At 68.8% G+C, this 26,695-nt stretch carries 28 protein-coding genes; 15 read left to right on the top strand and 13 right to left on the bottom strand.

Going from position 1 to position 26,695, the window contains the following annotated elements; all coding sequences use genetic code 11:
* Positions 1-330: 330 nt before the first annotated feature.
* On the top strand, positions 331-1,671 hold the full coding sequence (locus tag PV646_RS26640; protein ID WP_500344920.1) for a tachylectin-related carbohydrate-binding protein: 1,341 nt from the start codon (positions 331-333) through the stop codon (positions 1,669-1,671).
* Between the two features lie 65 nt (positions 1,672-1,736).
* Here the strand turns inward: PV646_RS26640 and PV646_RS26635 are convergent, their stop codons facing one another.
* Positions 1,737-4,247 carry a tetratricopeptide repeat protein gene (locus tag PV646_RS26635; protein WP_500344919.1) on the bottom strand — a complete coding sequence of 837 codons (2,511 nt, stop codon included), beginning with the start codon at positions 4,245-4,247 and terminating at the stop codon, positions 1,737-1,739.
* A 447-nt stretch (positions 4,248-4,694) separates the two neighbouring features.
* Between PV646_RS26635 and PV646_RS26630 the strand changes: the two genes are divergently transcribed.
* The 6 genes from PV646_RS26630 (at position 4,695) to PV646_RS26605 (ending at position 8,039) form a co-directional block, all read left to right on the top strand.
* Positions 4,695-5,315: an esterase/lipase family protein gene (locus PV646_RS26630; RefSeq protein WP_500344918.1), complete on the top strand. Its 621-nt coding sequence runs from the start codon at positions 4,695-4,697 to the stop codon at positions 5,313-5,315.
* Complete coding sequence (locus PV646_RS26625) at positions 5,225-5,644, top strand: hypothetical protein (protein WP_500345098.1); 420 nt, start codon at positions 5,225-5,227, stop codon at positions 5,642-5,644. Before PV646_RS26630 ends, PV646_RS26625 begins: the two co-directional genes overlap by 91 nt.
* Positions 5,645-5,746: 102 nt before the next feature.
* A complete protein-coding gene (locus PV646_RS26620) occupies positions 5,747-6,253 on the top strand; it encodes a sugar phosphate isomerase/epimerase family protein (protein ID WP_500344917.1) in 507 nt (168 codons plus the stop codon).
* Between the two features lie 415 nt (positions 6,254-6,668).
* The gene (locus tag PV646_RS26615) at positions 6,669-7,394 is read left to right on the top strand and encodes a lysophospholipid acyltransferase family protein (protein ID WP_500344916.1); all 726 of its coding nucleotides are present in this window, start codon (positions 6,669-6,671) and stop codon (positions 7,392-7,394) included.
* Positions 7,391-7,537 carry a hypothetical protein gene (locus PV646_RS26610; RefSeq protein WP_500344915.1) on the top strand — a complete coding sequence of 49 codons (147 nt, stop codon included), beginning with the start codon at positions 7,391-7,393 and terminating at the stop codon, positions 7,535-7,537. Before PV646_RS26615 ends, PV646_RS26610 begins: the two co-directional genes overlap by 4 nt.
* A gap of 61 nt (positions 7,538-7,598) precedes the next feature.
* On the top strand, positions 7,599-8,039 hold the full coding sequence (locus tag PV646_RS26605; RefSeq protein WP_500344914.1) for a MarR family transcriptional regulator: 441 nt from the start codon (positions 7,599-7,601) through the stop codon (positions 8,037-8,039).
* Here the strand turns inward: PV646_RS26605 and PV646_RS26600 are convergent.
* Genes PV646_RS26600 through PV646_RS26590 form a run of 3 tightly spaced genes read right to left on the bottom strand, consistent with a single transcriptional unit; the run spans position 8,014 to position 11,106 of the window.
* Positions 8,014-8,454: a response regulator gene (locus tag PV646_RS26600; RefSeq protein WP_500344913.1), complete on the bottom strand. Its 441-nt coding sequence runs from the start codon at positions 8,452-8,454 to the stop codon at positions 8,014-8,016. The two genes, PV646_RS26605 and PV646_RS26600, sit on opposite strands and share 26 nt — an antisense overlap.
* On the bottom strand, positions 8,447-9,964 hold the full coding sequence (locus PV646_RS26595; protein WP_500344912.1) for a sensor histidine kinase: 1,518 nt from the start codon (positions 9,962-9,964) through the stop codon (positions 8,447-8,449). Before PV646_RS26595 ends, PV646_RS26600 begins: the two co-directional genes overlap by 8 nt.
* A complete protein-coding gene (locus PV646_RS26590; RefSeq protein ID WP_500344911.1) occupies positions 9,961-11,106 on the bottom strand; it encodes a PP2C family protein-serine/threonine phosphatase in 1,146 nt (381 codons plus the stop codon). Before PV646_RS26590 ends, PV646_RS26595 begins: the two co-directional genes overlap by 4 nt.
* 62 nt (positions 11,107-11,168) lie before the next feature.
* Here PV646_RS26590 and PV646_RS26585 point away from each other — a divergent pair, with 62 nt between their 5' ends.
* On the top strand, positions 11,169-11,657 hold the full coding sequence (locus PV646_RS26585) for a GNAT family N-acetyltransferase (RefSeq protein WP_500344910.1): 489 nt from the start codon (positions 11,169-11,171) through the stop codon (positions 11,655-11,657).
* Here PV646_RS26585 and PV646_RS26580 read toward each other — a convergent pair.
* From PV646_RS26580 to PV646_RS26565, 4 genes are all read right to left on the bottom strand, one after another.
* The gene (locus tag PV646_RS26580; protein ID WP_500344909.1) at positions 11,592-12,062 is read right to left on the bottom strand and encodes a YkvA family protein; all 471 of its coding nucleotides are present in this window, start codon (positions 12,060-12,062) and stop codon (positions 11,592-11,594) included. The two genes, PV646_RS26585 and PV646_RS26580, sit on opposite strands and share 66 nt — an antisense overlap.
* Before the next feature lie 45 nt (positions 12,063-12,107).
* A complete protein-coding gene (locus PV646_RS26575; protein WP_500344908.1) occupies positions 12,108-12,518 on the bottom strand; it encodes a hypothetical protein in 411 nt (136 codons plus the stop codon).
* 103 nt (positions 12,519-12,621) lie between these two features.
* Positions 12,622-13,356 carry an anti-sigma factor family protein gene (locus PV646_RS26570; RefSeq protein ID WP_500344907.1) on the bottom strand — a complete coding sequence of 245 codons (735 nt, stop codon included), beginning with the start codon at positions 13,354-13,356 and terminating at the stop codon, positions 12,622-12,624.
* Entirely contained in the window at positions 13,353-13,844 is a 492-nt protein-coding gene (locus PV646_RS26565; protein WP_500344906.1) for a sigma-70 family RNA polymerase sigma factor, read from the bottom strand. Before PV646_RS26565 ends, PV646_RS26570 begins: the two co-directional genes overlap by 4 nt.
* Before the next feature lie 192 nt (positions 13,845-14,036).
* Between PV646_RS26565 and PV646_RS26560 the strand changes: the two genes are divergently transcribed.
* The 4 genes from PV646_RS26560 (at position 14,037) to PV646_RS26545 (ending at position 17,774) form a co-directional block, all read left to right on the top strand.
* On the top strand, positions 14,037-14,633 hold the full coding sequence (locus PV646_RS26560; RefSeq protein WP_500344905.1) for a COG4315 family predicted lipoprotein: 597 nt from the start codon (positions 14,037-14,039) through the stop codon (positions 14,631-14,633).
* A gap of 98 nt (positions 14,634-14,731) precedes the next feature.
* Complete coding sequence (locus PV646_RS26555) at positions 14,732-15,412, top strand: DUF4142 domain-containing protein (protein ID WP_500344904.1); 681 nt, start codon at positions 14,732-14,734, stop codon at positions 15,410-15,412.
* Positions 15,413-15,573: 161 nt separating this feature from the next.
* Positions 15,574-16,398 carry a ferredoxin gene (locus PV646_RS26550; protein WP_500344903.1) on the top strand — a complete coding sequence of 275 codons (825 nt, stop codon included), beginning with the start codon at positions 15,574-15,576 and terminating at the stop codon, positions 16,396-16,398.
* Positions 16,395-17,774, top strand: a complete 1,380-nt coding sequence (locus PV646_RS26545) for an NAD(P)/FAD-dependent oxidoreductase (RefSeq protein ID WP_500344902.1) — start codon at positions 16,395-16,397, stop codon at positions 17,772-17,774. The genes PV646_RS26550 and PV646_RS26545 overlap by 4 nt, the downstream gene beginning before the upstream one ends.
* Before the next feature lie 213 nt (positions 17,775-17,987).
* Here the strand turns inward: PV646_RS26545 and PV646_RS26540 are convergent, their stop codons facing one another.
* Positions 17,988-18,932 (bottom strand): beta-ketoacyl-ACP synthase III, encoded by a 945-nt coding sequence (locus PV646_RS26540; RefSeq protein WP_500344901.1) that lies wholly within the window; start codon positions 18,930-18,932, stop codon positions 17,988-17,990.
* Positions 18,933-19,013: 81 nt separating this feature from the next.
* Between PV646_RS26540 and PV646_RS26535 the strand changes: the two genes are divergently transcribed.
* Positions 19,014-19,613 (top strand): TetR/AcrR family transcriptional regulator, encoded by a 600-nt coding sequence (locus tag PV646_RS26535; protein ID WP_500344900.1) that lies wholly within the window; start codon positions 19,014-19,016, stop codon positions 19,611-19,613.
* Here the strand turns inward: PV646_RS26535 and PV646_RS26530 are convergent.
* From PV646_RS26530 to PV646_RS26520, 3 genes are read right to left on the bottom strand one after another with little or no spacing between them, the layout of a single operon-like run.
* Positions 19,583-20,308 carry an alpha/beta fold hydrolase gene (locus PV646_RS26530; protein ID WP_500344899.1) on the bottom strand — a complete coding sequence of 242 codons (726 nt, stop codon included), beginning with the start codon at positions 20,306-20,308 and terminating at the stop codon, positions 19,583-19,585. The genes PV646_RS26535 and PV646_RS26530 overlap by 31 nt on opposite strands.
* On the bottom strand, positions 20,305-20,769 hold the full coding sequence (locus PV646_RS26525) for a hypothetical protein (RefSeq protein WP_500344898.1): 465 nt from the start codon (positions 20,767-20,769) through the stop codon (positions 20,305-20,307). Before PV646_RS26525 ends, PV646_RS26530 begins: the two co-directional genes overlap by 4 nt.
* Before the next feature lie 42 nt (positions 20,770-20,811).
* Positions 20,812-22,434 carry a C39 family peptidase gene (locus PV646_RS26520; protein ID WP_500344897.1) on the bottom strand — a complete coding sequence of 541 codons (1,623 nt, stop codon included), beginning with the start codon at positions 22,432-22,434 and terminating at the stop codon, positions 20,812-20,814.
* A 61-nt stretch (positions 22,435-22,495) separates the two neighbouring features.
* On the opposite strand from PV646_RS26520, the gene PV646_RS26515 reads away from it, so the two are divergent.
* A complete protein-coding gene (locus PV646_RS26515) occupies positions 22,496-25,057 on the top strand; it encodes an AfsR/SARP family transcriptional regulator (RefSeq protein ID WP_500344896.1) in 2,562 nt (853 codons plus the stop codon).
* Positions 25,058-25,176: 119 nt separating this feature from the next.
* Here the strand turns inward: PV646_RS26515 and PV646_RS26510 are convergent, their stop codons facing one another.
* Entirely contained in the window at positions 25,177-25,941 is a 765-nt protein-coding gene (locus tag PV646_RS26510; protein ID WP_500344895.1) for a DinB family protein, read from the bottom strand.
* 598 nt (positions 25,942-26,539) lie between these two features.
* Between PV646_RS26510 and PV646_RS26505 the strand changes: the two genes are divergently transcribed.
* Positions 26,540-26,686, top strand: a complete 147-nt coding sequence (locus PV646_RS26505; RefSeq protein ID WP_500344894.1) for a hypothetical protein — start codon at positions 26,540-26,542, stop codon at positions 26,684-26,686.
* The last annotated feature ends 9 nt before the right edge of the window (positions 26,687-26,695 follow it).

Genomic DNA, 26,695 nt, shown 5'->3' with positions numbered 1-26,695 from the left:
GCCGGACAGGCGCCACCCGCCAGGGCTGGTGCCAATGCCGTGTGGTCAGGCACTGGGCTGTTGATCAAGGGCTTGGCGGGTCGAGGATGTCGAAGCTGATGGTTGTTTTGCAGCTGGTTCTGTCGACGGTTCAGCGGGCGGCGTATTTGGGAAGTTCATGAGATTGATCAGGCAGCGGTTGATGGTCTTGTTGGTTCGGAAAGTTCTTCATGGCCCTTCAAGGTGCCGGTCAGCGGCCGGTCGTGGACCTGTCACACCGCCGCTGTGCACGGGACGCTCCTGTGCGGGTGGTGCGCGACGTCGGGTGCCGCTCAAACGAGGAGGGGAATGATGAGACGACTGATCACGATCATCGTCACCGCCGCGGTGGTGGCAGCGGGACTGCTGGGAGGTGGGGGCACCGCAGCCGCCGCACCGGACGTCGGGGTCCAGGCGGCCTGCCTGGACAACGGCAACGATCTCGTGCCGTCCCGCAGCGAGGCGCTGCGCCGGGCACGGTCGTGGCTGGCCCGCGTTGACACCAGTGCCGACCCGATCAACTATCACGGCGACTACGTGCCGTACTCGCAGGCTTCCTGCCACAACAACAGTTACGGCTCGTACCGGCAGGACTGTTCCGGGTTCCTGGCCATGGCCTGGGGGATGGGTGGCCGGGGAGACGCCTGGTACACGGGCAACCTGCGGCCGGCGTACTCCAGCGGGCGGACCGTCTCGATCGCCCAGTCGCAGCTCGCGCCAGGCGACGCACTGCTGCTGCACATCGCGGACAGCGACCCCAACAACGACCACGCCGGCCTGTTCGTGGCGTGGGTTTCCGGCGGCGCGCTGGTGTACGAGCAGACCGGGGCGGTTGACCGGACCCGGGCGGCCGTCTGGTCCCAGTCCAAGGTCAACTCCTACTCTCCCATCCGCTACACGAAGCTCGCCAACGACGTCGTGTCCGGCCAGCTGGGCCGGTTGAACATCGTCGCCGACGACGGGGCACTGAGCTGGTACCAGCACACCGGCTGGTCCTCAGGCACGCCGAGCTGGGAATCCTCGTTCACCGCGGGCGCCGGGTTCCAGAACTTCGACAAGCTCGTCGCCGCGGACCGGACCCTGTTCGGTGTCCGCCCGAACGGCGACATGCAGTGGTACCGCTACGACACCGACCAGGGGTTCGCCGCGGCCAGCGGCGCGGTGATCGGCACCGGGTGGAACTCCTTCAAGTTCGTCATCTCTGCCGGCGCGGGGGTCATCTACGGCGTCTCCTGGACCGGCGCCCTGCACTGGTACCGGTATCGCGGAACGCCTGGTTCCGGCGGTTCCTGGGCACCGAACTCCGGCAAGGTCATCGGAGCAGGCTGGCACACGTTCCGTTCGGTTACCGCGTCCAACGGGGTGCTCTACCCGGTCGGACACGACGGATCGCTGCGGTGGTATCGGTATCTCACACCGGATGACGGGTCGGGCGTCGCGTGGGCTGGAGGCAGCGGGGCGGCCATCGGGTCCGGCTGGGTCGAGGGGACCTGCAACTACCAGACCGTTCTCGCGGCCGGTGACGGCCGGATCTATGCCGCCGACCAGGCAGGCGTCCTCCACTGGTGGCACCACACCGATCCGACGAACGGCTCCGCCAGTTGGGCACCCGTCGCACCGTGCGGCAACACGGTCGGCTCCGGCTGGCTATGAGGTAGGACGGAGGTCTGCGAGGGGGGACCTTTTTCTGAGCGGTAGAGCGGGTCGACCGGCTCGCTCTACCGCTCGGTCAGCACGCCCGGATCGCAGTGGCAGCCCCATGAACGGCGCCAGATGTCGAGCTCTTCCGCCTCCCTTGTGCGGTGGGCGCGGAAGATGGTCATGGCCTCCGCCCAGTGTGGGTGGGCCTGGGCGCAGTCCGATCCGACTGCATGTGCCGCGCCGATGTCCCGGAGGGTGCGGGCCTGCCAGAGGAGGAGGTGAAGGTGACGCCAGATCGTCATGGCCTGGGTCAGCCAGTGCAGGGCGGACTCGGCGTCGCCTTCCGCCAGGTGCAGTTCGCCGATCGTGCGGAGCATGAGCGCGACGCCAAGGCGATCCTGGTGTTCTCGGCACACGCGCAGGCTGTTCAACAGCACCGGTTTCGTCCGGTCGGTTGCGCCGCGGCGGATCCAGACCTTTGCCAGTGCCTGCAAGGTGTAGCACCGCAGGTGCCGGTCGCCGGTCGTCTCGATGATCCGGTGTGCTCGTTCGCAGAACTGTTCGGCCAGCTCGTGTTCGTCGCGGGCCCGGTGGATCAAGCCGATGCCCCGGATCGCGATCGCCTCGCCGCGGTGGTGTCCGATGCGGCGGTACTGGCGTGCGGCTTCTTCCAGGTGGTGTGCTGCCAGCTCGTCGTGGCCCAGTTCCCGGTGTGCGTAGCCGATTCCGTAGAGCGCGTGCGCGACGCCGTGCCAGTCGCCCAGTGCGAACAAGGCTTCCCGGGCTCGTTCGTGGTACAGCAGGGCCAGGTCGTGTTCGCCCAGCTCACGGTGGGCCGTGCCGATGCCGTTGGTCGCGACCGCTTCGCCGTGTGGGTTCCCGCCCGCGCGGAAGCGGTCGATGGCCAGCTGGAAGTGGTGCTTCGCTTCGGCGAAGCGGTCTTCGGTGTACCGGAGCTGACCGAGGCCGCATTCCAGCGCGGCCCGTCCCGAGTCGTTGCCTGCCGCGTCAGCGGCGGCGCAGGCCGCGGCGTGGGTGCGGTCCCAGCCGTCGAACCGGTTGTAGGTGCCGAAAACGGCGAACACCAGGGCCTCGGCCAGTGCGCACGCGAGCCGATCCAGTCCGAGCGCGCTCGCCCGCTCGACCATCGCGACCAGCATCGGTTCCTCGTCAAGCAGTTCGGGGCCGTAACCTCCGTCGACCGCGAGCCAGCTCGGGTCCAGGTCCGGCTGGTACAGGCGGCGCACGGCCACCGGCAGATGCTCGGCCACCCCCTCGACCGCCCGCAGCGCCTGGGTGATCGCGCGCGCCACGGCCGTCGTGCGGTCGCCGACGCTCTCCTCCGCCTCGGCGCACTCTCTGGCGTAGATCCGGACGAGGTCGTGCATGCGGTACCGGATCCGACCGCCCGTCTTCGAGATGTACTCGACCAGCCGTGCGTCGGCGAGCCGGTCGAGGACGTCCTCCGCCGCGGCGACGGGCACGGCAAGCAGCGCAGCGGCGGTCGACGCCGCGAAGTCGGACGGGTCGAGGAAACCGAGCAGCCGGAACGCTCGTTTGCCCGTCTCGTCGAGTCCGTGGTAGCTGACCGCCAGCGACGAGCGCACGCCGAACTCGCCGAGCCGGAGCTCGTCCAGCCTGCGCCGCTCGTCACCCATCCGGCTCACCAGCGTCGCGACCGGCCACTGTGGACGGTTGGCCAGCCGCGCGCCTGCGATCCTCACCGCCAGCGGAACCTGGTCGCACAGCCGCACAAGGGTTTCCGCTGCGCCCGGATCCTGGTCGAGCCGGGTGTCGCCGATGATGTGCCGGAGCAGACCCAGGGCGTGCGACTCGCTCATCGCCTGGACGTCGAGCGTGATCACCCCTGGCAAACCGGCGACCGGCGCACGGCTGGTGATGATCACCCCGCAGCCGGGATGGCCTGGCAGGAGCGGCGCCACCTGTTCGAGGCCGCCCGCGTCGTCGAGCACGACCAGGACGCGCCGGGCGGCGAGGGTCAGCCGGTACCGCTCGACCTTCTCGTCGAGGCTGCGCGCGGACGCGGCGGCCGACTCGTTGAGCGCGTGCAGCAACCGCCCGAGCGCCTCGTCGGGAGGCACCGGGTTCGATTGTGTCCCACGGAGGTTGATGAACATGCCACCGTCGGGGTAGATCCGGCGCAGGCGGTGGGCGACGTGCACCGCGACCGTCGTCTTGCCCATCCCGGCCGCCCCGGCCAGCGCGACCACCGGAACCGCGGTGTCGGCCGCCTGCCGCTCGGCCAGCCGCGCCTCCATGACCGCGATCTGCTCGTCCATCCCCGTGAAGTCGGCGGTGTCCGACGGCAGGGAGAAGACCGGCGACGGCCGCCGCGCCGACACGTCGGCGTCGTTCTCGGCGAGCGCGGAGTCGATGAAGACAGCGCGGTCCTCGCCCGTGAGGTTCAGCCCGTCGGCCAGCAGCCGCACGGTGTCGTTGCGGGGCTGGCGGATGAGACCGTTCTCGAGCTTTCGGATGGTGCGCACGCCCAAACCGGACCGCTCGGCAAGCGCCTCCTGGGTAAGACCGGCACGCCGACGCCGAGCACGCAAAACCGAACCGAACACCCGGCCCCTCCTGGCTACCTCGGCTCCCAGGAAAGCCTACCGTCGGCATGCTCCGAACTCAGATGGTTCGGGAACGTCAGGTTTCCTCACGGCCGAGCAACAGACGTTGCACCCACGCCGCCAGTTCGGGCGGATGTTGACGTTCGCAACCTCCTGGTAGACGCGGGTGATGTGGGTGTTCACGCGCCCTCGTAGAAGTCTACGAACGGAGGCGGATCGGCCATGCCCAGTGCCGTCACCAGTTCCCGGCAGTCGTCGCGGGCCGCGAATGCCACCTCGTGGTCGCCCCGCACAGCGGTCCTCCTCGCTCCATCCGCACATGGCTGGCCAACAATTCAATACGCCCGCGTGGGCAGCCGGAAAGGTAGCCCACGCCTTCCTTCCGGTCACGCCGTCACATGAGTACGTGTGGCGCGGCCGGCCGTAGTCCAGCGGCAGTGCCTTGAGGTGTTCGACGGGAGTCTTGCTCACAACCGCGACGCGCGACTGGTGTTCGTCGCCCACTCGATGGGCGGACTCCTCGCCCGCTGGTACGTCGAACACAGCGGCGGTGCCGAGATCACCCGCAAACTCATCACCCTCGGCACCCCCTACCGCGGCGCTGCCAAAGCCCTGCTACCTCTCATCAACGGTGTCCGCAAAGATCTCGGCCCCCTCGCCGTCGACCTCACCGCCTTCGCCCGCAGCATGCCCTCGCTCCACCAGCTTCTTCCCACGTACGCCTGCATCGACCAGACCCAAGGTCTGGCCACCCTCGCCGAGATCACCCTGCCCGAACTCAACTCCGCCATGGCCACCGACGCATTCGCCTTCCACCACGACCTCGCGCACGCCGAAGCCGCCCGCCCCGCCAGCCCACCACCAGCACCATCCGCATCGTCGAAGGTCGAGTCGAAGCCCTGGACACCATCGGCGGCGACAACGACTACGGCGACGGCACCGTCCCCCTCACCGGAGCGACCGGACACGGCCAGCCGATGGACACCAACACCGTCCGCCGCATCATCGACCACCACGGCAGCCTCCAAGCCGGCCCCAACGCTCTCGACGAAGTCGAAGAAATCCTGACCACCAAACCCATCCGTCGACGAGCACCGGCAACAGTCCCGGTCCAACTCGCCGCCCCGGACATCGTCCTCGCCGGCCACCAGTTCCCCATCACCGCGCAACTCCCGCCGGACGCACGCGACTCCATCCAGATCACGATCGTCGACGAACACCAACGATCAGTCTTCGCGCGACGCCCATCCAGCATCGGCGGAACCTTTCACACCAGCGCACCCGCGCTCCCACCCGGCGGCTACGAAATCCGTGTCACCGGAACCCGCCCTGGATCACCCATCACACCCGTCACCATCCCAACCCTTGTCTGGGACTCCGCAGGCGCCACTGCCTGAAGCAACTGCATGATCGATCTCGTGCGACGTCCGCTCATCGGCATGACAGTGCGTCGGAACTCAGCTGCCTGTTCCGTCAGCAGCCCAGCACGTGGCGGTGTCGTGAGCGTTCGCGATGATCGGATGGTCCCGGCCGAACAGATCGTGGCACTCGATCATCTGGAGTCTGTCGGGTGCCGTCCAAGTGAGGCGGAACGGAGGTACGGGCTCAACGGCGTGCGGTCGCTCCTCGACGACAACGGCATCGTGGACGTGGAACTGGAGGGCACACCCGCTTGGTGGACCTCCTCCGCGGATCAGGTAGGACGTCAGGTCCTCGCGGCTGCTGAAGTGGTCGGTGCCGCACACGTCAAGGTGACTCCGGACGACCACGACCGGCCGTGGAATCTGGCCGAGTGGGCGGCGAAGTTCGCGACTCTGGCTGCCGAGACGGAAGGCGTGGGAGTCCGGCTGGGCCTTGAGTTCCTGCCCTGGTCGAACGTCAAGGATCTGGAGAGCGGCTTGCGGTTGGTAGGGGAGGCCGGGCACGACAACGGTGGCCTGGTGATCGACATCTGGCACGTGGAACGCAATCGCGCGGCTCCCGCCAGCCTCCTCGGGTTCCCCTGAACCGCGTCACGAGTGTGGAACTGAGCGATGACCTCCGGTGAGGTGGTCGGCACGTTGCACGGGCTTACGAGACGGGCGATACCCCACTTGATGCGGAATCCGTGCGATGCTGCGGTCGTCCACCGGGCGGCTGGCCACTTCGAGTCGGCGTGCCATCTTCAGGATTGTGCGGGGCAGTCCGTCGAACCGGATCTTCATCGCCGATCACTGGCGACGTGACGGTGGTCGCGCACTCTTGGCGGTGGGCACGCCGCGGTCACAGTCTTCGACCGGAAATACCTGGGACGAGGCAGAACGCATGACGTATCCCGTTGCTGTGTGATCGCTCGCTGTTACGGATGCTCTCCCGATCGTGACTTCCTGTATTCAGATGAATACGGGATCTGTCCGTGGTTCGCGTGGTGGAATACCAGGCGTGACACCGCTCCAACTGGCCGCCTGGACCTGGAAGATGCCCCGCCGGGGCAGGGGATTCTGGTTCTCGCTGGCGATCGACGTCCTGTGGCCCGTCGTCGTGCTGTTCGTCAGGCTGCGCGTGCGGGGCAAACAGCACGTGCCGGGCAACGGCGGCGTGATCCTCGCGTTCAACCACCTGTCCAACGCGGACACCGTGGCGGCCGTGGTGTTCGCGCTCATGTCGAACCGGGTGCCGCGCGTGCTCGCGAAGGCCTCCCTGTGGCGCACACCGGTCATCGGCTGGGTCATGCGCTCCGGAGGGCACATCCCGGTAGAACGTGGCACCGTGAAGGCCTCAGAGGCGCTCAGGCCCGCTGTGGAGGCGTTGCGCGACGGCGAGTGCGTGATGGTGTTCCCCGAGGGCACCTTCACCGACGACCCGGAGAACTGGCCGATGAAGGGCAAGTCCGGGGTCGCGCGGATGGCGCTGGAGTCCCGCGTGCCGGTCGTGCCCGTCGCCGAGTGGGGCACGCAGGACCTGCTGCCCAAGGGCACGATCCTGCCCAGGTTGTTGCCTCGCAAGCGGATCGAGGTCGTCGCGGGCGCGCCGGTCGACCTGTCCGATCTGTACGACCTCGAACTCACCGCCGAGGTGCTGGCCGAGGCCACGCGACGGGTCATGGCGGCCATCACGACCATGCTGTCGGGCATACGTTCCGCCGAGACGGGTACCCGGAGTGCATGACCACGCGAGAGGAATTCGAGTTACGCAGGCGCCGTCCCGGTGGCACCGGGATGTGGGCACCAGTCATCCCTGACCCGCGCGAGCCCCAGGAATGGGTCGTGCAGGCCGACGACGAGCCGGTGATCGTCCGCAGCGTCGACTGACCGTCTACCTCACCTGGACAGTGTCTAGACGAACTAGACGCGTCTAGCTAACGTAGACGGCATGACACTGGACGAGGAACTGCTGGCTGCGGCGCGGAAGGCGGGCACCGCCTCCGCCGCCGCCCAGGAGCAGGCCGACATCGCCAAGGCCGTCTACCAGCACACCGTGCTGCGGCTGCACCGCGCCGGCGGGTCGATGCGCGAGATCGCGGAGGCGCTGGGGATCAGTCACCAGCGCGTGCACCAGATCGTGGAGCAGTCCAAGCGGACCGAACGCTGCTGGTTCTGCGGCCGCGGCGCCGCCGAGGTCGACAAGATGATGGCCGGCCCGGCCGCGCTGATCTGCGACCTCTGCGTCGCCGCCGCTCAGGTGGGCGAGGCCGGCGACTGCTCGTTCTGCAGCGAGACCAAGGCCGTGCACGAAGGCGCGGACGCGAAGATCTGCCGGTCCTGCCTGGACTTCAGCGCCGCCGTGATCAGCGGGGCAGCTTCACTACGGTGACGAAGAAGTCGTCGATCTGCCGGACGACCTCGATGAACCTGTCGAAGTCGACCGGCTTCGTCACGTACGCGTTCGCGTAGAGGCTGTAGCTGCGCAGGATGTCCTCCTCCGCCTCCGACGTCGTCAGCACCACGACCGGGATCGAGCGGAGCTCCGCGTCGGCCTTGATCTCGCTGAGCACCTCACGGCCGTCCTTGCGGGGCAGGTTCAGGTCCAGCAGGATCAGCCCCGGCCGCGGCGCGTTCTCGTACTGGCCCTCGCGCCGCAGGAACTCCAGCGCCTCCACGCCGTCCTTCACCACGTGCAGCGTGTTGCGGATCTTGTGGTGCTCGAACGCCTCCTGCGTCATCAGGGCGTCGCCCGGATCGTCCTCCACGAGCAGGACGTCGATCACGGTCATCGGTGAATCAGACATGTACTTCCTCAACCAGGGGAGCGGGCTCGGGGACAACGGGCAGGGTGAACTCGAAGGTGGTGCCGAAGTCCACATCGGTCTTCAGCCGGATCGTGCCACCGTGGAACTCGACGATCTTGCGGCACATCGCCAGGCCGATGCCCGTGCCCGGATAGGCGTCCTTCGGGTGCAGGCGCTGGAAGATGACGAAGATCCGGTCAGCGTACTCCGCCTCGATCCCGATGCCGTTGTCGTGCACCGTGAACTTCCACAGCTCACCGTCCTTCTCGACGTCGACGGTGATCACCGGCGCCTCGGCGCCCTTGAACTTCAACGCATTGCTTATCAGGTTCTGGAACACGGCGCTCAGCAGCGACGCCTCACCTCGCACGGAGGGGAGCTTCGCGATCTCCAGCCGCGCGCCGGTCTCCTCGACGCGGTCCGAGTAGCTGTCCACGACCTGGCGCACCAGATCGTTCAGGTCGATCACCGTCTGCTCGCGGGTCATCCGGCCGACGCGGGAGAACGCGAGCAGGTCGTTGATCAGCACCTGCATCCGCTTCGCGCCGTCAACCGCGAAGTCGATGTACTGGTCGGCGCGCTCGTCGAGCTGGCCGCCGTAGCGGCGTTGCAGGAGCTGGCAGAACGACGCCACCTTGCGCAGCGGTTCCTGCAGGTCGTGCGAGGCGACGTAGGCGAACTGCTCCAGCTCCGAGTTCGACCGCTGCAGCTCGGTCTTCGCCGCGTCGAGCGTCGCGAGCTCCTGCACGATCCGGCGGCGCATGGCGTCGACGTCCTGGCCGAGCTGGACCGTCTCGCGTGGACCGTCCGCGTCGATCTCGTGCTCGAAGTCGCCGGACGCCACCTGGCGGGTGTGGTCGGCGAGGTTCGCGAGCGGGGCGATCAGCAGGCGGTGCAGCAGCAGTGACAGCCCGCCGATCACCGCGACCAGCAGCACGCCCATGCCGATCACCAGCCACAGCACCACGTTCGCCGCGTGGTCGAGGTTCACGCGTGCCTGCCGGGCGAGCCCGCCGATGTCGGTCCGCAGCGCCGCGGTCTCGGAGCGGAGCTGGTCGAACAGCACCTTGCCGCGCTCGATGTCCCCTCCGGTGCCGGGGGTGGTGCCCGACCGGGCGGCGGTGATCGTCGGCGTCGCGTACTCGGAGCGCCACTGGTCCGCGAGCTGCTCGATGCGGCTCACCCGGCCGTTGACGTCGCCGACGAGGTCGCGCACGCTCCGCGCGGCGTCCGCCTCGGCCTTCTGGCCGTCCAGGTACGGCGTGAGGAAGTCGTCCTGCCGGGTGAGCACGAAGCCGCGCACCCCGGTCTCCTGGTCGAGCAGCGCGCGGTTGATCTCGTTCACCCGGCGCCCGGCGGGTTCGACCTGGTCGACCGATCGCGCCCGAGCGCCGCTGAGCGCGTCGAGGGCGATGACGGTGGACGAGATCGCGACGGCGGTGATGGCGAGCAGGACCGCGAGGATGGCGCCCAGCAGGCGGCTTGCCGGGAGCCTTTGCGGCAGGTTCAATTTCCGTCCTTCAGCAGCAGGATGGCCACGTCGTCGTCGAGCGCCCCGCCGTTGAGCTCCGTCACCTCCGCGATGACCGAGTCCATCCATTCGGGGCCTTCCTGGAGCTGCCTGTGCAGGATCTCGCTCAGACGCTCGACGCCGAGCCGGTCGACGTCGTCAGGTACCCGGCCCTCGATCAGTCCATCCGTGTAACAGGCGATCGACCAGCCGGACGGCAGCGGCACGTCCACGCCGGTCCACGCGTAGTCGGGGAGCACGCCGAGCGGCACACCGATCTTCGACTGCGGCAGGTCCGCGATCTGCGTGCCCGCGATCAGCAGCGGCTCCGGATGCCCGGCGAGGAAGTAGCGCGCCGACCGGCGGTCCGGCGCGACCGTGACCATGCACGCCGTGGTGAAGATGCCCTCGCCGTGCCGTTCCGCGACCAGCACCTGGTCCAGGGTCTGCAGCACCTTCTCGGCCGGCGCGCCCGAGAGGACCAGCGCCCGCCACGCGATCCGCAGGCAGACGCCCAGCGCGGCCTCGTCCGGGCCGTGGCCGCAGACGTCGCCGATGATCGCGTGCACGGTGCCGTCCGGCATGCCGACCGCGTCGTAGAAGTCGCCGCCGAGCAGCATCCGCTGCCCGCCGGGCTGGTAGCGCACGTCGAGGCCCACGTCGGAGCCCTGCAGCAGCGGCGGGGGGAGCAGGCCGCGTTCGAGCCGGGACTGCTCGGCGGCCAGCAGGCTCGTCTCCCGCAGCTGGAACTCGGCGAAGTCGGCGCGGCGGCGTTCGACCGCGTACCGGACACCCCGCAGCAGCAGTTCTCCGTCGACCTTGCCCTTGATCAGGAAGTCCTCGGCACCCGCGGCGACCGCGTTGATGCCCTCCTGCTCGTCGTCGTGCCCGGTCAGCACCAGGATCGCCGGCGCGTCGGGCTTGGCCAGCAACCGGTGCAGGCCGTCGAGGCCCCGCGAGTCGGGCAGACCCAGGTCGAGCAGCACGCATTCGGAGTCGGAGAGCATCTGCTCCGCCTCCGCCAGCGTGCCCGCACGCGACAGGACGAACGGCGCGCTCGCTTCTTCGAGCAGCGCCTCGACGAGGAGGGCGTCGCCATCGTCGTCCTCGACCAGGAGGACGCGCACTGTCTTGGTTCGCATCGAGTCGGACTTTAACGTTATTCGGCTGCGAGGTCCGCGTCAGACCTACCAGGATGACGGGCGTGTTGATCCGTCTCGCCCAACCAGCCGAACTGCCGTACCTCCAGCAGATCGAAATCGCGTCCGGAGAGCCCTTCCGCGACGCCGGAATGCCCGAAATCGCCGACGACGACCCGATGTCCCTGGACGACCTCGCCGAGCACGAGGTCTGGGTCGCCATCGGCGCGGAAGGCGTGCCCGTCGCGTTCATCGCGATCGGCGACGTCGACGGCGCGACGCACGTCCACCAGGTCAGCGTGCACCCTTCGCACGCACGCCAGGGGATCGGCGCCGCGCTGATCGAGCACGTCACGCGCGGCGAACGCGCGGTGACGCTGACGACGTTCCGCGACGTGCCGTGGAACGCGCCGTACTACGAACGCCTCGGGTTCAGGGTCGTGGCCGACGTCTCGCCCGGCCTGGCGAAGCTCCTGCGAGCGGAGGCCTCACGGGGCCTCGATCCCGCGACCCGTGTCGCCATGGCTCTTCTCCCAGCGCAGGTACGAGCCTGAGGCCACCGAAAGACTGCTGAGCAACCACACCAGGACACCCGCGTCGTCGGTCACGCCGATCACCGGAAGGAACTCCGGCAGGAGGTCGATCGGCGACACGAGGTAGACCAGCGCCACCGCCCACATCAGGACCTGGCTGCGCGGCAGCTCCGGGTACTGGCCACTCCGCCAGGTCTTCCACAGCCGCGGCAACGCCTTCAGGCGCTGGACCGGGTTCCCGACCGCGCCGGGCTCGCCCTGGGCGCGCTTGCGGCGGTTGCGGAGGATGCCCAGGCCGGCGAACACCAGGCCGAGCGGGATCAGCACCCAGCCGACGACCGCGGGGCTCAGCCCGCCCAGCGGGGCGTTGCGGAACAACAGGATCAGCAGACCTGACAGCGAGATGAACGATCCGAAGACGACCATCTGCCGTATCCCCCTAGTTGTGTCGTTCGAAGCGTGGTCGGGCCACTAACTGGGCTCTTGGAAGAGCATCGTCGGAATGGCCTTGTGGGGCTGCTTCTGCTGCGCGGGCTCGGGTTCCCTGAGGTCGATCACGTGCTCGGGTTCCACCTCGGGCGCCTCTTCAACCACCGGCTTGCGCGCCGCCTTCACCGGGGGCGGCGTGATCTGGTCCAGGGCGGCACGCGCCTTGGAGATCCAGACCTTCTGCATGGCCTCGTCCTTGCTGCCGGCCGAGGTGGCCGCGAGTCCGGAGAGGACACCTCGGATGCGCGGAACCAGAGACGGATGGCGCCGGATCGCCTGCCACACCGCGTGATCACCCGGTAGCCGGGCGGACACGAGCCGCGACACCTGAGCGCGCAGCTCCTCTGTGGACAGATCGAGCCAGCGCTCGACCGCTGACGGGGCAATCGCCACGTAGCCAGCCTTTCCCGAACCTCTGCGGATTTCCGCGAAACGACAACTGCCCCCACAGGATCTCACGGATCCCGCGGGGGCAGTGGTCTGGTGTCGTGAAACGTCAGGAGGCGACGACCTCGAGCAGTGTTTTGCCGTTCTCGTCGACGATCCGGAACGTGGCGATCTCGTGCCAGCGCATGGCGACGTTCGCCGCGAGCTTGATGGTCTTCTTGTCCCCGGCCACCGGTTCGGGGGCGTACCAGGACGTGACCTGCGCGACACGGCCCGCCCGGCCCACGGCGACGAGTGACCCGCGGCCGGGTCCCGCCATGCCGCTGATCTCGATGTCCATCGCGGTGCCCGACGCCTCGTCGGAGGCGGTGATCTTCGTGCCCACGCCGCTGTTCGGGTCTTCCTGCTGCACCTTCATCGACGAGTCGGGGGAGTTGTTCGCCACCCGCGTCTGCGACGTCGTCGTGCTGGGTGCGGCCTGGTTCGTGCCGTCGTCCTTGCCGCCCACGACGAGTGACGTGACCACTGCGGTCACCGCCACGATGCCGGCGGCGGCGGCCGCGACACCCTGGGCGACGAACCACCGTCGGCGCTTCCTGCGCGCCGCTACGGCGTCGAGCATGACCCGCACCGACTTGCCGTCGGGGCGTTCCGGAGCAGTCCCGCGCAGCATCCCGCCGGCGTCGGCCTCGTCGATGAGGTCGGGCACCACCGCGAAGTCGCGCAGGTCAAGAGCACACCGCCGACATTCGGTCAGGTGGTTCTCGAACGCCTCCACCTCATCGGCATCGAGGATGCCGAGCACGTAGGCGGCGACGTCGAGGTGATCTGGTGCCGTTGTCACCGCGTCTCTCCCCGATCGTGCAACGCACGCCGCAACGCACGGAGCGCGTAGTACACCCTCGACTTGACCGTTCCCGGTGGCACACCCAGTGCCGCCGCGGCCTCACCGACGGTGCGGTCCCGCAGATATGTCTCGAGAATAGCCTCCCTGTGTTCCTCCGAGAGACCGTTCATCGCCTCCGCCACGACGATCGCCGCGAGGGTGCGATCCTCTTCGCTGCCGGAAGGCGACTCGTCCGAAGGGGTCAGTTCGAACTCCTGCGGACGGACGCTTCTCTTACGCCTGTCGTCAATGACCAACCGCCTTGCCACCGTGAACAACCACGACCGCAGGAGCACGGGGTCACGCTCGAGTTTCTCGGCGTTGCGCCATGCCCTGACCAGGGTTTCCTGCACGATGTCCTCGGCCCACTGACGATCATGGCCCGTCAACCTCATGCAGTGTCCCAGCAGGGCACTGCCGAATTCCTCGTACAGCCGACGGATCAACTCTTCCTCGAGAGATCCCGGTCTTGGTGATTGTTCGTCTAACTCGCGTTGACGTCTATGCCGCGCCACGGGGGACATCCTTGCCTCATCAACCGCCTCAAGTCGAGAGGCAAATATTCCTCACGAAGTTCGTGAACCGTCACCGGATCGTGTCCGTACTCCTCGGTACCCCAGTTGAGAAAGGACCTGCCGATGCGACGTGGACAGGCCACCACCGCCCTCGCGGCCCTGGCTATCGCCCTCACCGCGTGTGGCAGCACCCAGACTCCTCCCGGAGGGGAGGCCGCACCCGGCGGTCTGCGAGCGAAAAACGCTGATCTGGAGGGTCACAACAACTACTTCATCGCCAACACGGAGCAGATGGGGTGGTTCGTGATCGACGCCGAGGGTCTGCCCATGTACCGCTACGACAAGGACGTCCCCAAGCCGTCCAAGTCGAACTGCGAGGGCGAGTGCGCGAAGGCGTGGAAGCCGGTCCTCGCGGACAAGACGCCGATGGCGACCGGTGTGGACCCGATCTCCATGGGGGTCCTGACCAGGCCGGACGGCACCAAGCAGCTCACCATCCAGGGCTGGCCGCAGTACACGTACGCCGAGGACAAGGTCGCCGGTGACATGAAGGGGCAGGCGAAGGGCGGAGTGTGGTTCGTCACTGCCCCCAACGGCGCCAAGATCACCGGCGGAAAAGCGCAGAACAACAGCAACAAGAGCAGCAGCAAGCCGAGCACGTCCCCCACGGGAGCCGGCCAGACGTCGTCTGCGCCTCCGCCCGCCGCGCCCGGCTACTGAGCCCACTGCTCAGCGGTACTTCATCCACCCCCTATCGACTTCCTTTGGACAACGAGGACAACAAGACGATGACCAGAGCCCTCGCCACCGTCTTTGCGATGTTGTTCCTCTTCTCCGGTCTGACCGCCACGGCTGCCGCGCAGCCCGCGGACACCGGGGGAGTGATGGACACCCCGTCAGGGCCTTTGACGGCGAACGACCGCGAACTGCTGAACAGGGTGCGCCTCGCAGGCCTGTGGGAGATGCCCATGGGCGAGCTCACGGCCACCAAGGCGTCCAACGCCAGGGTCAAGCAGATCGGTAAGATGATCATGCTCGACCACATGATGCTGGACGCGCTGACGAAGAAGACGGCCGCCGGCTTCGGGCTGACCACGCCCGACGTGCCGAACCCCACGCAGCAGTCGTGGATGGAAGAGATCAACGCCCTCGAAGGCGACGCGTTCGACCAGGCGTTCATCGCCCGGTTGCGCGCCGCGCACGGCCAGATCTTCCCCTTCATCGCCAAGGTGCGCTCCGGGACCCGCAACGACGTGATCCGCGGGTTCGCCCAGGCGGGCATCGACGTGGTGATGAAGCACATGACGCTGCTGGAGAGCAGCGGCCTCGCGGGCGACGCGGCGTTCGCGGAACCCCAGCCCGCCGGCAACATCATCAACGCGACCCTGGCCTCCGACGAGGGGCCGAACATGTGGGTGATCCTCACGGTCACCGCCGCGGGAGCCGTTCTCACCGTGCTCCTGCTCCGAGTGCTCCGCCCGCGACGACCGGTGCGGTGATTCTGCAAGACCCCGTTGCACGACGGGAAACGGAGGTGGTGTCCCAAGGTCAGAGGCACTCCAACGCGGACCTGTTCCCACCCGCCCGGTTCTGATGTGTCCACTCCTGCACCCAGGACCGGGCGGGTTCCCGCGAGAAGTTCTTTCCGGAGGAAGAGTTGTTGTCGAGCCAGATTCCGCTCCTGGTGGCCCAAGCCGAGTTCGACTCGGGCGTCAAGAAGATGGCGCAGATCTCCGCCAGGCTGGCTTATGTACTGATGTGCGCGACCTTGTCCTGGGGCGTGCTCATCGCGACCGGGTGGGCCGAGAAGCTCACCGGCCGTGAAGGTCTGAAGAACGGGCACATGGTGCTCGCGTCACTGGCGATCGCGTTCGGCTGCATCCACGCGTTCGCCTTCTCGTTGCTGCAGGGTGCCCCCCTCGGCATCATCAAGCTGATCCTGCCGTTCGTCGACGGCGGTCTTTTCCGGCACGCGCTGGGCATCCTCGGCCTGGAGGTCATGCTCGCGATCGCCGTCCTCGCCTCGATGAGGCACAAGGTCTTCTACCGCAAGTGGTTGAGGTTCCATCAAACGGCGTACATCGCGGTGGCGATCACCGTGGTGCACTCCTGGTTCGGCGCCATCGCGAACGGCAACCTGTCCGTTCTCTGGCTGGCCGGCCTCACCGTTCTCGTCCCGACCGCGACCCTGGCCCTGGCCCGGTTCCTCCCGCCCGAGGTGCTGACCCGCATCGGCATGCTCGACTCCGAGCGCGGCAAGGAACCCGGCGTCGGCGAGGGCGACGCGATGGACGTGAGCGTCAACAACGAGAAGTGCCACCGCTACGGCACCTGCCAGGCGGAGGCTCCGGACGTCTTCCAGCTGATCGAAGACAACCGCCTGACCTACAACCGCCGCCCGCCCGAGGAGCACTTCGCCCAGGCCCGAGCGGCACAGCGCGCGTGCCCGATGCGCGCGATCGAGATCAGGGAGCGAGTGAAGTGAGCGAACGGATCGTGGTCGTCGGCGGCGGACTCGGTGGAGTCCGTTCCGCGGAACGGCTGCGGGAGATGGGTTTCGACGGGCAGATCACGATCCTGTCCGCCGAGCGTCACCTCCCGTACCACCGCCCGTGCCTGTCGAAGCAGATGATCACCGGAGAGTGGACCCCGGACGACTCGTTGCTGTCGTTCTCGGGTGACCTCGACGCCGAGTGGCGCCTGAACTCCCCGGCCCTGCACCTGGACCCGAAGAAGCAGTCGGTCTGGGTGCCGGGCGGCGAGGAGATCAAGTACGACGGCATGATCATCGCCACGGGCGTCGACGCCCGCGCGATGGGCGGGGCTCCGCGTCACGACCCGCGGGTGCACGTGCTGCGGACGTTGGACGACGCGATCGCGATCCGCAAGAACATCCGTCAGTCGCAGGGACTCGTCGCCGTCATCGGCGGCGGGTTCATCGGCTGCGAGCTCGCTTGTTCGGTCCGTCACATGGGCCGCGACGTCGCTCTGATCGTGCGTTCCCCGGCGCTTCTCGGTGGTGTCGTCGGTGACGACATCGGCAAGAAGATCACCGAGGCGCACGTCGAGCACGGCGTCCGCCTGGCCACCGGTGTCGGCATCAAGCACTGGGTGCGCCAGCCCGGCGGCATCGGGATCCACCTCTCGGACGGCCAGGTCTTCTTCGCTTCGTGCGTCGTGCTCGCCGTCGGCGCCTCCCCGGCCGTCGACTGGCTGCGCGGCTCGGGTCTCGACATCTCCGACGGCGTCCTGTGCGACTCCACGAACCACGTGGTCGGCGCCGAGAACCTCGTCGCCTGCGGTGACGTCGCCCGCTGGCCCAACATGCGCTTCAACGGCGCCGTGCGGCGGGTCGAGCACTGGCTCAACGCCGTCGAGGGTGGCCGCGCCGCCGCCGAGAACCTCCTGGTCGGGCGCAACCACGCCAAGACCTACACCCCGGTCCCGCGCTTCTGGACCGAGCAGTACGGCATGCGCGTGCAGGGAGCCGGCCTGCCGGTCCTCGGCACCGACACCACCGACGTGAACGGACTCACGGGCTTCATCGCCAACGGCAAGCTCGTCGGCATCGTGGGTCTGGAGTCGCCGGGCAAGATCATCACCGAGACGCCGGAACTGTTCCGGCAGAACGAGGTCGAGACGAACGTCCCGGTGTGGACACAACCGGAGACCGAAGTGGTCGCCGAAGCACCGGAGGTCCTCCCGACCGCCCTGATCCCCGTTCCCGAACCGGTCGCCGCCCTCGCATCATCTGTTCCCCCGTCCGTCTCGTCGTCGATGTCCCCGCCATTGCAGCGGCGGCGGCATTCGCGTTCGAGGCCGGAGATGGTGCGCACGGGCGGAGGACGCGCGAGGCCCTAACCAGGTAGTGGAGGTTTCAGGTTGCCGGTACAGGGCAAGCGGGAACGGCGAACTCCGACGTCGCCCGCGTGGCCAGGTGGCGGACCGATGACGTCACGCGGCGATGCGCTCGTTCCCGCGCCGGTGACCTGAACCTTCTTCTCGTGCGTCACCAACGGTGTGGCGGCTCGGCGGGCTCCCGAGTCGCCACACCGGCCTATTCCAGCGGTTCGTTCACGGGGTCGTGATGACCTGACCGGCCCACGAAAGCCCGCCGCCGAACGCGAACAACAGCACCGGCTGCCCCGACGGAAGCTCCCCGCGTTCGGCCATCTTGGACAGCGCGAGCGGCACCGAGGCGGCGGAGGTGTTGCCGGACTCCACCACGTCGCGCCCGATCACCACGTCCTCGCGCAGCCCGAGCTTGCGCGTCAGTGCCTCGATGATCCGCAGGTTGGCCTGGTGCGTGACGACGGCGGCGAGGTCGGTGACGGCGATGCCCGCCCGTTCGCAGGCCTGGACCGCGATGGCGGGGAGTTCGCTGGTGGCCCAGCGGAAGACGGCCTGGCCCTCCTGCTCGAAGCGCGGCTGCCACTCGTTCACGAGGCGAACCGCGTTGCTCCGCGTCGGGTCCGAACCCCAGGTGGCTGGGCCGATGAGGGCGTCGGGGGAGGCGCTGACCACGGCCGCGCCGGCTCCGTCGCCCAGCAGGATGCAGGAGGAGCGGTCGGTCCAGTCGACCAGGTCCGACATCTTCTCGGCGCCGATGACCAGGGCGTGCTTCGCCGCACCCGCGCGGATCGTGTGGTCGGCGGTGGCCAGGGCGGTGCAGAAGCCCGCGCAGGCGTTGTTCAGGTCGAAGACGACCGCGGACGGGATCGCGAGGCGCGCTGCCACGGAGGCCGCGGTGGACGGGCTGCGGTCGATCGCCGAGCAGGTCGCGACGATGACCTGGCCGATGTCGGACGGCGACAGGCCGGAGGCGGCGAGGGCCTTCGCACCCGCTTCGGACGCCATGTCGGCCACGGTCTCGGTCGGCGCGGCGATGCGGCGGGTGGCGATGCCGGTGCGCTGGAGGATCCACGCGTCGTTGGTGTCGACCATCTTCTCCAGGTCGGCGTTGGTGAGCACTCGTTCAGGCTGGTGGTGGCCGAACGCGACGACACGGGATCCGGACAAGGTGATCTCTCCTTCGGCCAGGGCGACGCGGCGAATATAGCAACCGATCGGTCGGTAGCTAAAGAGACGTAGACTACAGAGATGAGCCCGCGCCGATCCGTCGCCGACACCCTCGAGACGAGGCAGCGCATCCTCGACCGGAGTCTCGCCATCGCGTCCGCGGAAGGCCTCGAAGGGCTCACGATCGGACGGCTCGCGACGGAGCTCGGGATGAGCAAAGCCGGGCTGCTCGGGCACTTCGGCACCAAGGAGGCCCTGCAACTGGCGGTGGTCGACCAGGCCGCGGAGGTCTTCCTGCGGGAGGTGCCGCGCAAGGTGAAGCAGATGCCGTCCGGGCTGCCGCGGCTGATCGACGTCTGCGAGGCCTGGGTCTCCTACCTCGAACGCGAGGTGCTGCCCGGCGGCTGCTTCTTCACCGCCGCGACGGCCGAGTTCGACGGGCGCAGCGGGCGGGTGCGGGACGCGCTGGCCGGCATGAACGCGTTGTGGCGGCGGGACCTGCGCATCCACATCCGGCGCGCGGTGAGCGACGGCGACCTCAAGCCCGACACCGACGTCGACCAGCTGATCTACGAGATCCTCGGGGTCATGCTGGCGCTCAACCACTTCCTGCAGCTCGAACACGACGCCGCCGCGCCCCGCAGGGCCCGTCAGGCGCTGAGGCGACTGCTCACGAAGTGATTCACGATCTCCGCGACCTCCGCGGCGTTCCCGGACACCATGCCGTGCGTCGCGTCGATCTCCTGCACCTGCACGTTCGCAGGCATGTCGCGCCGCAGTCCTGCGCGGTGGGCGTCCATCAGCGGTAGGAGGCTCGGTGGCACTGGCAGGTTCTGCGTGGCGAGCACCAGCAGGAACGGCGCGGTCACCTTCGCGAAGACGGGCAGCGCGTCCAGGAGCTCGGGTGACGTCCGCAGGACGCCGGTGATCTCGCGGGACGGACGCGTGATCGTCTCCAGTTGGGCGTCGAAGAGGGCGTTGAGCGTGGCCAGGCCTTCCGCGACCTCCCCGGCCGGCAGGCCCTCGTAGTTGGCGGGACGCGTTGTGGCGGAACGGTGCCCGTCGAGGCTCACCGCCGCGGGGCACGACGGGTGCCGCAACGCCCACAGTCCGGCGATGATCCCGCCGAGCGAGTGGCCGACGACCACCGGCTCGTCCAGTCCGAACCGGACGGTCGTCTCGTCGAGGTCGTCGAGCACCGCCTCCCAGTCCCACGGCCCGTCGGGCGACTCGCCGTGGCCGCGCAGGTCGACCGCCACCGCTCGCCCGTTCAGCTGCGGCGCCAGCGTTTCCCAGGCTCTTCGATCTCCGCCCAGGCCGTGCAGGAGCAGGAACGACGGTCCGTCGCCGCCGAAGTCGGTTGCCGCGAGCTTCACTGTTCTCTCCTCAGGGTCAGCCGGGCACGGATCGACTCGACGGTCACGCCGCCGTCCGGGTGCCGCAGCAACTTGGCGCGGTTCACGAGGTCGTGCACGCCCTGGCGGGTGATGCCGAGCATCGCCCCGGCCATCCCGAGCGACACGTGGTCCCTGCTCGGGTGGCCGGCCCGGCGTGCGGTGACCCGGCCCAGCGGTGTTGCCCACCAGGTCTCGGGCGGGTCGAACGGGGCGTCGCCGGGGTAGAGCACGGTCAGCAGGCGGATGGCCACCTGCCGGGCCGTCGTGTCGCTGGGGCCGAGCAGGTGAGCCGCCCACATCTCGGCGTCGGCCTCGGCGGACTGCCGCAGGCCGGTGAGATCGGCCTGCGGCAGCAGGATTTCCAGCGGGTCGAGCAGGCGGCTCGTCACGAGCCGGATCAGGTCGTTCCGCAGGTCCACGTGTTCCGAGAGGGTCGACACTTGACAGACGATAGCAAGTACTTGACGCCTGCCGTCAAGTAGTTAGGCGGCCCACATCTGCACAGGAGCGATGTAGTTCCAGCTGTACAGCTGGTTCGCTCCGTCATAACTGCCGTCCGTGCCCGCGCCATAGGTGTCGTGGACGTAGAACTGCCCGTTGTCGTGGTACCCGATCACCACGGACAGGTGCCCGGAGGTCGAGCCCCACGTGCCGCTCATGATCACGAACTTGCCCTGGTCGAGGAACGCGCGGACCTGCGCCGGGGTGAAGTTGCCCTGCTGGACGGCGGCGCCGTTGCGGGCCAGGAAGTCGCGCTCGGACTCCCACGAGGCGCAGGGGCGGGCCGGGTTGCCGCCGCAGTAGTAGCCGGTGATCCAGCCGTGCGCGCCCTTCCAGCTGCCGGTGCGTCCCCAGTCGTTCATCGTGCGGTTGAAGGTGGTGCCGCGGTTGGAGAACTCGTCGGTGATGTAGCGGCCCCACTTCGAGTAGTGCGAGAACGGCTGCGAGACCTGCACTCCGAACTCGGTGGGCAGCTGGTAGGTGACGAGGTCGATCACCGCGCTGGTCGGGCCGCAGGACGAGTTGCCGTTGAAGTCGTTGCGGGTGTCCCACAACTGGTGGATGTACTCGGCGCGGTTCAGCCGGCCCATCGTGGTGACCTCGCCGTCCAGCGTGGCGGCACGCAGGCCCGAAGCCTTCACGTACCCCTTGGCGGGGCTGCCGATCACGGCCTCACCACCGTCGAATCCCGTCAGCGCGTGGGTGAACGACAGGCCCTCGACGACGCGCGAGGCCTTCCGCGTGGCCAGGTCCTGGACGTAGACGCCGTTGAACGCGGCGAACTGGTCGGGGCCGAGCGTCTTGTCGGACACGCACCCCATGACCTCGTACGCCACGCGCGCGCCGTCGGTGCTCCACACCGCGCTGCGGTAGTGGTGGCGGGTCTCGCCGGTCAGCGACCGGACGTCACCGTGCTCCGAGACGAGACCCAGCCACTGCGGGTCGGTGCCGCCACAGCGGTAGATCTCGTTGTGCTTGATGAAGCTGACGTGCCGTTCGCCCTTGACGTCGACGAGCTTGAAGTCGCGGTAGAGCGCCGAGGAGTCCGAGGTGACCAACGGCTTGGCGGCGCCGGACTTCAGGTCGAACCGCACCAGCGAACCCACGAACGTGCTGTCGTCGGCCGTGTCCGGGTGCTGCACGGCCAGCAGACCGGTGCCGTCGGAGGTGAAGCCGAGCAGCGACGGCGCGCGGCCCTTCAGCTTGCCGGCGGGAACGCCGTCCACCACGACGTTCTCGCCGTCCGTGTAGGCCAGCGTCGAACCGTGGAACACAGCCGACGTGATCGCGCCGCGTGCCACGAAACGGGACTTGCCGTAGCGGTCGACGGTGTGCAGGGACGTGCCCTGGGTGCCGTCGAAGTCGGAGATCACGGCGGCCAGGGCGCCGTCGGAGGACGACGTGGACCGGACCGTGTAGGCGGGATCGCTGACGGGGAAGGTGGCTCTCTTCGCTCCGCCGACGATCACGTCGTACCCGGTGCCCGACCGGACGGCCTGCGACTGCGACGGACTGGAGGAGTAGGGCTCGACGGCCTGGGCGGGGGACACCGCGGCGGCCAGCGTGCCGAGTGCCACCACCAGTGCCAGTGAGGTTTTCGTCATGGATCAAACGTCCTGGCGCGTGGCATGCGTCCGGTATGCGGTTGGTAGTTACGATCGGATCGTGGAGTTCCGGGTGCTGGGGCCGGTCGAGTGTTACGCCGACGACGGCGTGCGGCGCGGCCTTGGGCCGCCCAAGCAACGGGCGGTGCTCGCGTTGCTCCTCGCGCAGCCCGGCCGGGTGCTGTCGGTCGACCGGCTGATCAGCGTGATGTGGGACGACGCTCCGCCCAAGACGGCGTTGAAGAACCTCCAGGTCTACGTCTACCAGCTGCGCAAGATCGTCGGCTCGCGGCTGCTCTCGCGGCCGCCCGGCTACCTGATGTCGATCGACCCCGCCGAGCTCGACCTGACCCGGTTCACCGAACTGCTCGACGCCGCCCGCCGGGAACGCACACCGCGCGCCTACCGCGAGGCGCTCGCGTTGTGGCGCGGGCCCGCCCTCGCGGACCTGGCCGCGTCCGGGTTGCTGCGCGGAGTCGTCGCGCAACTGGAGGAGCTGCGGCTGGCCGCGCGGGTCGAGTGCGCCGAGGCGGAGCTCGACCTCGGCCGGCACGTCGAGGTCGTCGCGGACCTGAACGAGTGGGTGCGCGAGCACCCGTTGAACGAACGCCTGCGCGAGCAGCAGATGGTCGCGCTGCACCGGGCGGGCCGTCCGGCCGAGGCGCTCGCCGCCTACCAGGAGTGCCGCCGGGTGCTGCACGACGAGCTCGGCGTCGAGCCGGGGGAGTCGTTGCGGCGCCTGCAGGCCGAGATCCTGCGCGCGAAACCCGTTGGCGCGGCGGCGATCCGGCAGCTCCCGCCGGACGTGGTCACCTTCGCCGGACGAGGCCGCGAGCTGAACCTGATCAAGGCCCAGCCGCGGCCGGACCGGGTCGCGGTGTGCGTGATCACCGGACAGGCGGGCATCGGCAAGTCGGCGCTCGCGGTGCGGGCGGCGCACGAGATCGCGGCGCGGTTCCCGGACGGCCAGCTCTACGCCGACCTGTCCGACGGAGCCTCGGAGCGGGTCCTGAGCCAGTTCCTGCGGGCGCTGGGCGAACGGCCCGGTGACGAGGAGGCCCTGCGCTACCGCTCGCTCACCGCGTCGCGCAGGCTGCTGGTGGTGCTGGACAACGTCGCGACCGCGGGCCAGGTCAAGCGCCTGCTGCCGACCGGTCCCGGCTCGGCCGTGCTGATCACGTCCCGCCGCCCGCTCACCTCGCTGACCGGCGCGTCGTACGTGAAACTCGGGGCGCTGCAACTGGAGGACGCGTACCGGCTGCTGGAGGGTGTCGCCGGGAAGGTCGAGGACGCGGCGGAACTCGTGCGCTGGTGCGGAGGACTGCCATTGGCCCTGCGCATCGCGGGAGCCCGGCTCGCCGCCCGTCCACAGTGGACAGCTCCGTTGCTGGCGGCACGGCTGGCGGACGAGACGCGGCGGCTGGACGAGCTCAGGCTCGGCGACGTCGCGGTGCGCTCGGCGTTCGAGGTCAGCTACGCCGAGCTCGGATCCTCCGCCGTGGCCGGGGTCTTCCGGCTGCTCGGCCTCCTCGACGGCCCCGACTTCGCGGTCGCCGCGGCACGGGCGCTGACCGACGTGCCGGACGTGGAGGAGCTGCTCGCCGAACTGGCCGACGCGCACCTCGTCGAGGAACCGGTGCCCGGCCGGTTCGCGCTGCACGACCTGCTGCGCCTCTTCGCCCGCGAACGCTGCCGCGGCTCGGAGTCGGCCGAGGAACGCTCGCTCGCGCTGGAACGCCTGCACAAGCACTACCTGGAAGCGCTGGCGGACAACCCGACCGACCTCTGGCTGGCCGAGGAACGCGACAACCTGATCGCCGCCGCGCACCAGGCCTCCCCGGCCGACGCGGTCGCGTTCGCCGCGGGCCTGTCGTGGTACTTCCGCCGCCGCTCGGAGGTGGCGGACTGGGCCGCGCTGAACACCCTCGCCCTGGAGGCCGCGCGTTCACTGGGTGACGTCCGCGCGGAAGCGTTGGCGCTGAAGGAACTCGGCGCCGCCTGCGAGCGCGGCTTCAGGTTCGCCGAGGCCCAGCAACACTGGACGGCGGCTTTGGAACTGGCCCGCGCGTTGCACGACCGCCGGCTGGAAGCCGTGACGCTCAACAACCTCGGCATCACCCACTGGCGCCGCCGCGACCTGCCCGCCGCCCTGACCTCGCTGGAAGCCTCGTTGCTGCTGCGCGAGGAACTCGACGACTCCCAGGGCGCGGCCTACGTGCGCACCAACCTGGGCCTCGTGCACGCGGCGCTGGGCGACCTCCCCGCCGCGCTGGTCTGCTACGAGGAGACGCTGACGACGTTGCGCGCGTGCGGCGACAGGTCCGGCGAACTGCACGCGCTGGCGAACATGGCCGACGCCCACCGCCAGCTCGGCTCCCTGGAGAGGGCGCTGGAACTGGCGGAGGAGGCGTTGCGACTCGCGCGTTCGGTGGGGGACAGGCAGATCGAGGCGGGCGTGCTGCTCGACCGCGGCATCGTGCACGAGCTGGCGGGGCGGACGGGCGAGGCCAGAAGCTCCTACGCCGAGGCCGTGGAGCTGTCACGCCGCATCGGGTTCCGGTGGGGTGAGGCGGAGGCGTCGCGGAAGCTCGCGGGGCTGGGAAGTAGCGACGAAAGTCGGTAGCCGGGTCCGGGTGCCGCGGTGAGGATCGCCAGGATGACAGGAGTCGCATGGCGGTTGAATGCCGCAACACGTGCGGCTTTGCTTCCGCTTCGACACTTGGCCGGGGAGTCGCTCGGCGACTACCGCGGTCCAGTCGCACCTTCGAGCACTGCGAGGTCGCGCACCGCGTAACGGTGGTGCTCGGCTTCTTCCTTCAGCACTACCTTGAGGCAGCGGCGTACGACGTACTCCTGGTCGGGATACATGTCCGCGGGCTTGCGGCCGCACACCCGGTCGAGCTCGGCCGCGGTGAGTCCGTCGACGACACGCCGCATCGCGGCCATGCGGGCGAGTCGCGGCGCGAGCACCTCGTCGAGCGTCGGGACGGCTTGGAGGGTGAGGCCGAGCTTCTCCGCTTCCGCCGGCGGTGTTCCCCCGGCGGGGAGGCCCAACGGGTGGTAGGGCGCTTCCTCCTCGAGCACGGCATTGCCGAGCCAGGCATCGCTGGCGAACAGCAGATGCCGTTGTGTCTCGACCAGCGACCACTCGCCGCCGACCCGCTCGTGCAGTGTGGCCTCGGGCAACAGCCTCGCCCGGTCGAGCGTCGCGTTCCACAGGGTCTCGATGGTGTCCCAAGCAGCCCGATAGTCCTCGGGGGACGCCGCCTCCCGCGCCACCACCCGCGCGGGGTGCCGGCGGTCGAGCTCAGCCTCGACGTAGGCCGTCACGTCGACGTCGTTGACGACGAGTCGCTCGAAGAATCCACCAAGGTAGACGTCGCTGCCGTAGCAGTCGACGATCTTCAGGCTGTCCACCTCGCAATCGCGGATCTCGAGGCCCGCCAGATTGCTCAGGTGTATACGAGCACCGCGGAATTGGTCGGTCTGAAGGTATTCGGAAACCATCGAGGCAGTCTGGTCCACCTGTCCGGTCCGCGCAACGTTCGGCAACGGCCCTGAACATCGTCTCGGCGCACACCGAGAACATCAACTCCCGTATCCCGTGGCCATGCCGGTCGGGCTGACGAGCGTGGTGCCGACGGTGGCTCGACGGAAGTTGGCCGGGCTACCCAAGGCCCTGTCCGAAGATCAGGTGCGGCTGGGTCTGAGCATCGGCGAAGTCGCCACGCTCCGGCTGGAGGACATCGCCCGCCCTTGGCCTGGATCGGGGGCAGCGGCATGAGCACGCTGGTTCACACGCTCGCCGATCACCTACAAGTACGTCGCGCACCGGGCTCCACATTGGACAGGGCGGAGAAATTGCTGACCCAGTTCATCACTTGCCTGGAACAGAACGAGCTCTGGCCCGCACCACTCTCATCACCGCCGTCCCTGGCCGCTACCAGCCCACCGAAAACCGTTCTGCCGCAACGCTTCAGAGACCGACTCGATCTCCGGCACGGTCTTCCGCGTGTCTCCAAACGGCACGCCGTCGCCGCCCTCTCCGGCGCCCGCAAGCTCGCCGTCATCTCGCTGGGTCCGCACGCGGGACCGTTGGCAGACGGTGGAAGTCGTCCGTGAGATCGCGTGGCCGGACAAGGCGCCGACGACGCCGGCGAACACCCCGTGCGGTGTCTACGCGCTCGCCGGAAGACTCGACGTGGTGCTCGCGGGTGGGTGCAACGACGAGTTCGTGCTCCGAACGGCCTAGTCTGGAACA

The sequence above is a fragment of the Streptomyces sp. ID05-26A genome (assembly GCF_033794685.1).
Taxonomy (GTDB): Bacteria; Actinomycetota; Actinomycetes; order Mycobacteriales; family Pseudonocardiaceae; genus Lentzea.
Note: the sequence above shows the minus strand (reverse complement) of the source record. Positions and strands in the feature narration are given on the sequence as shown.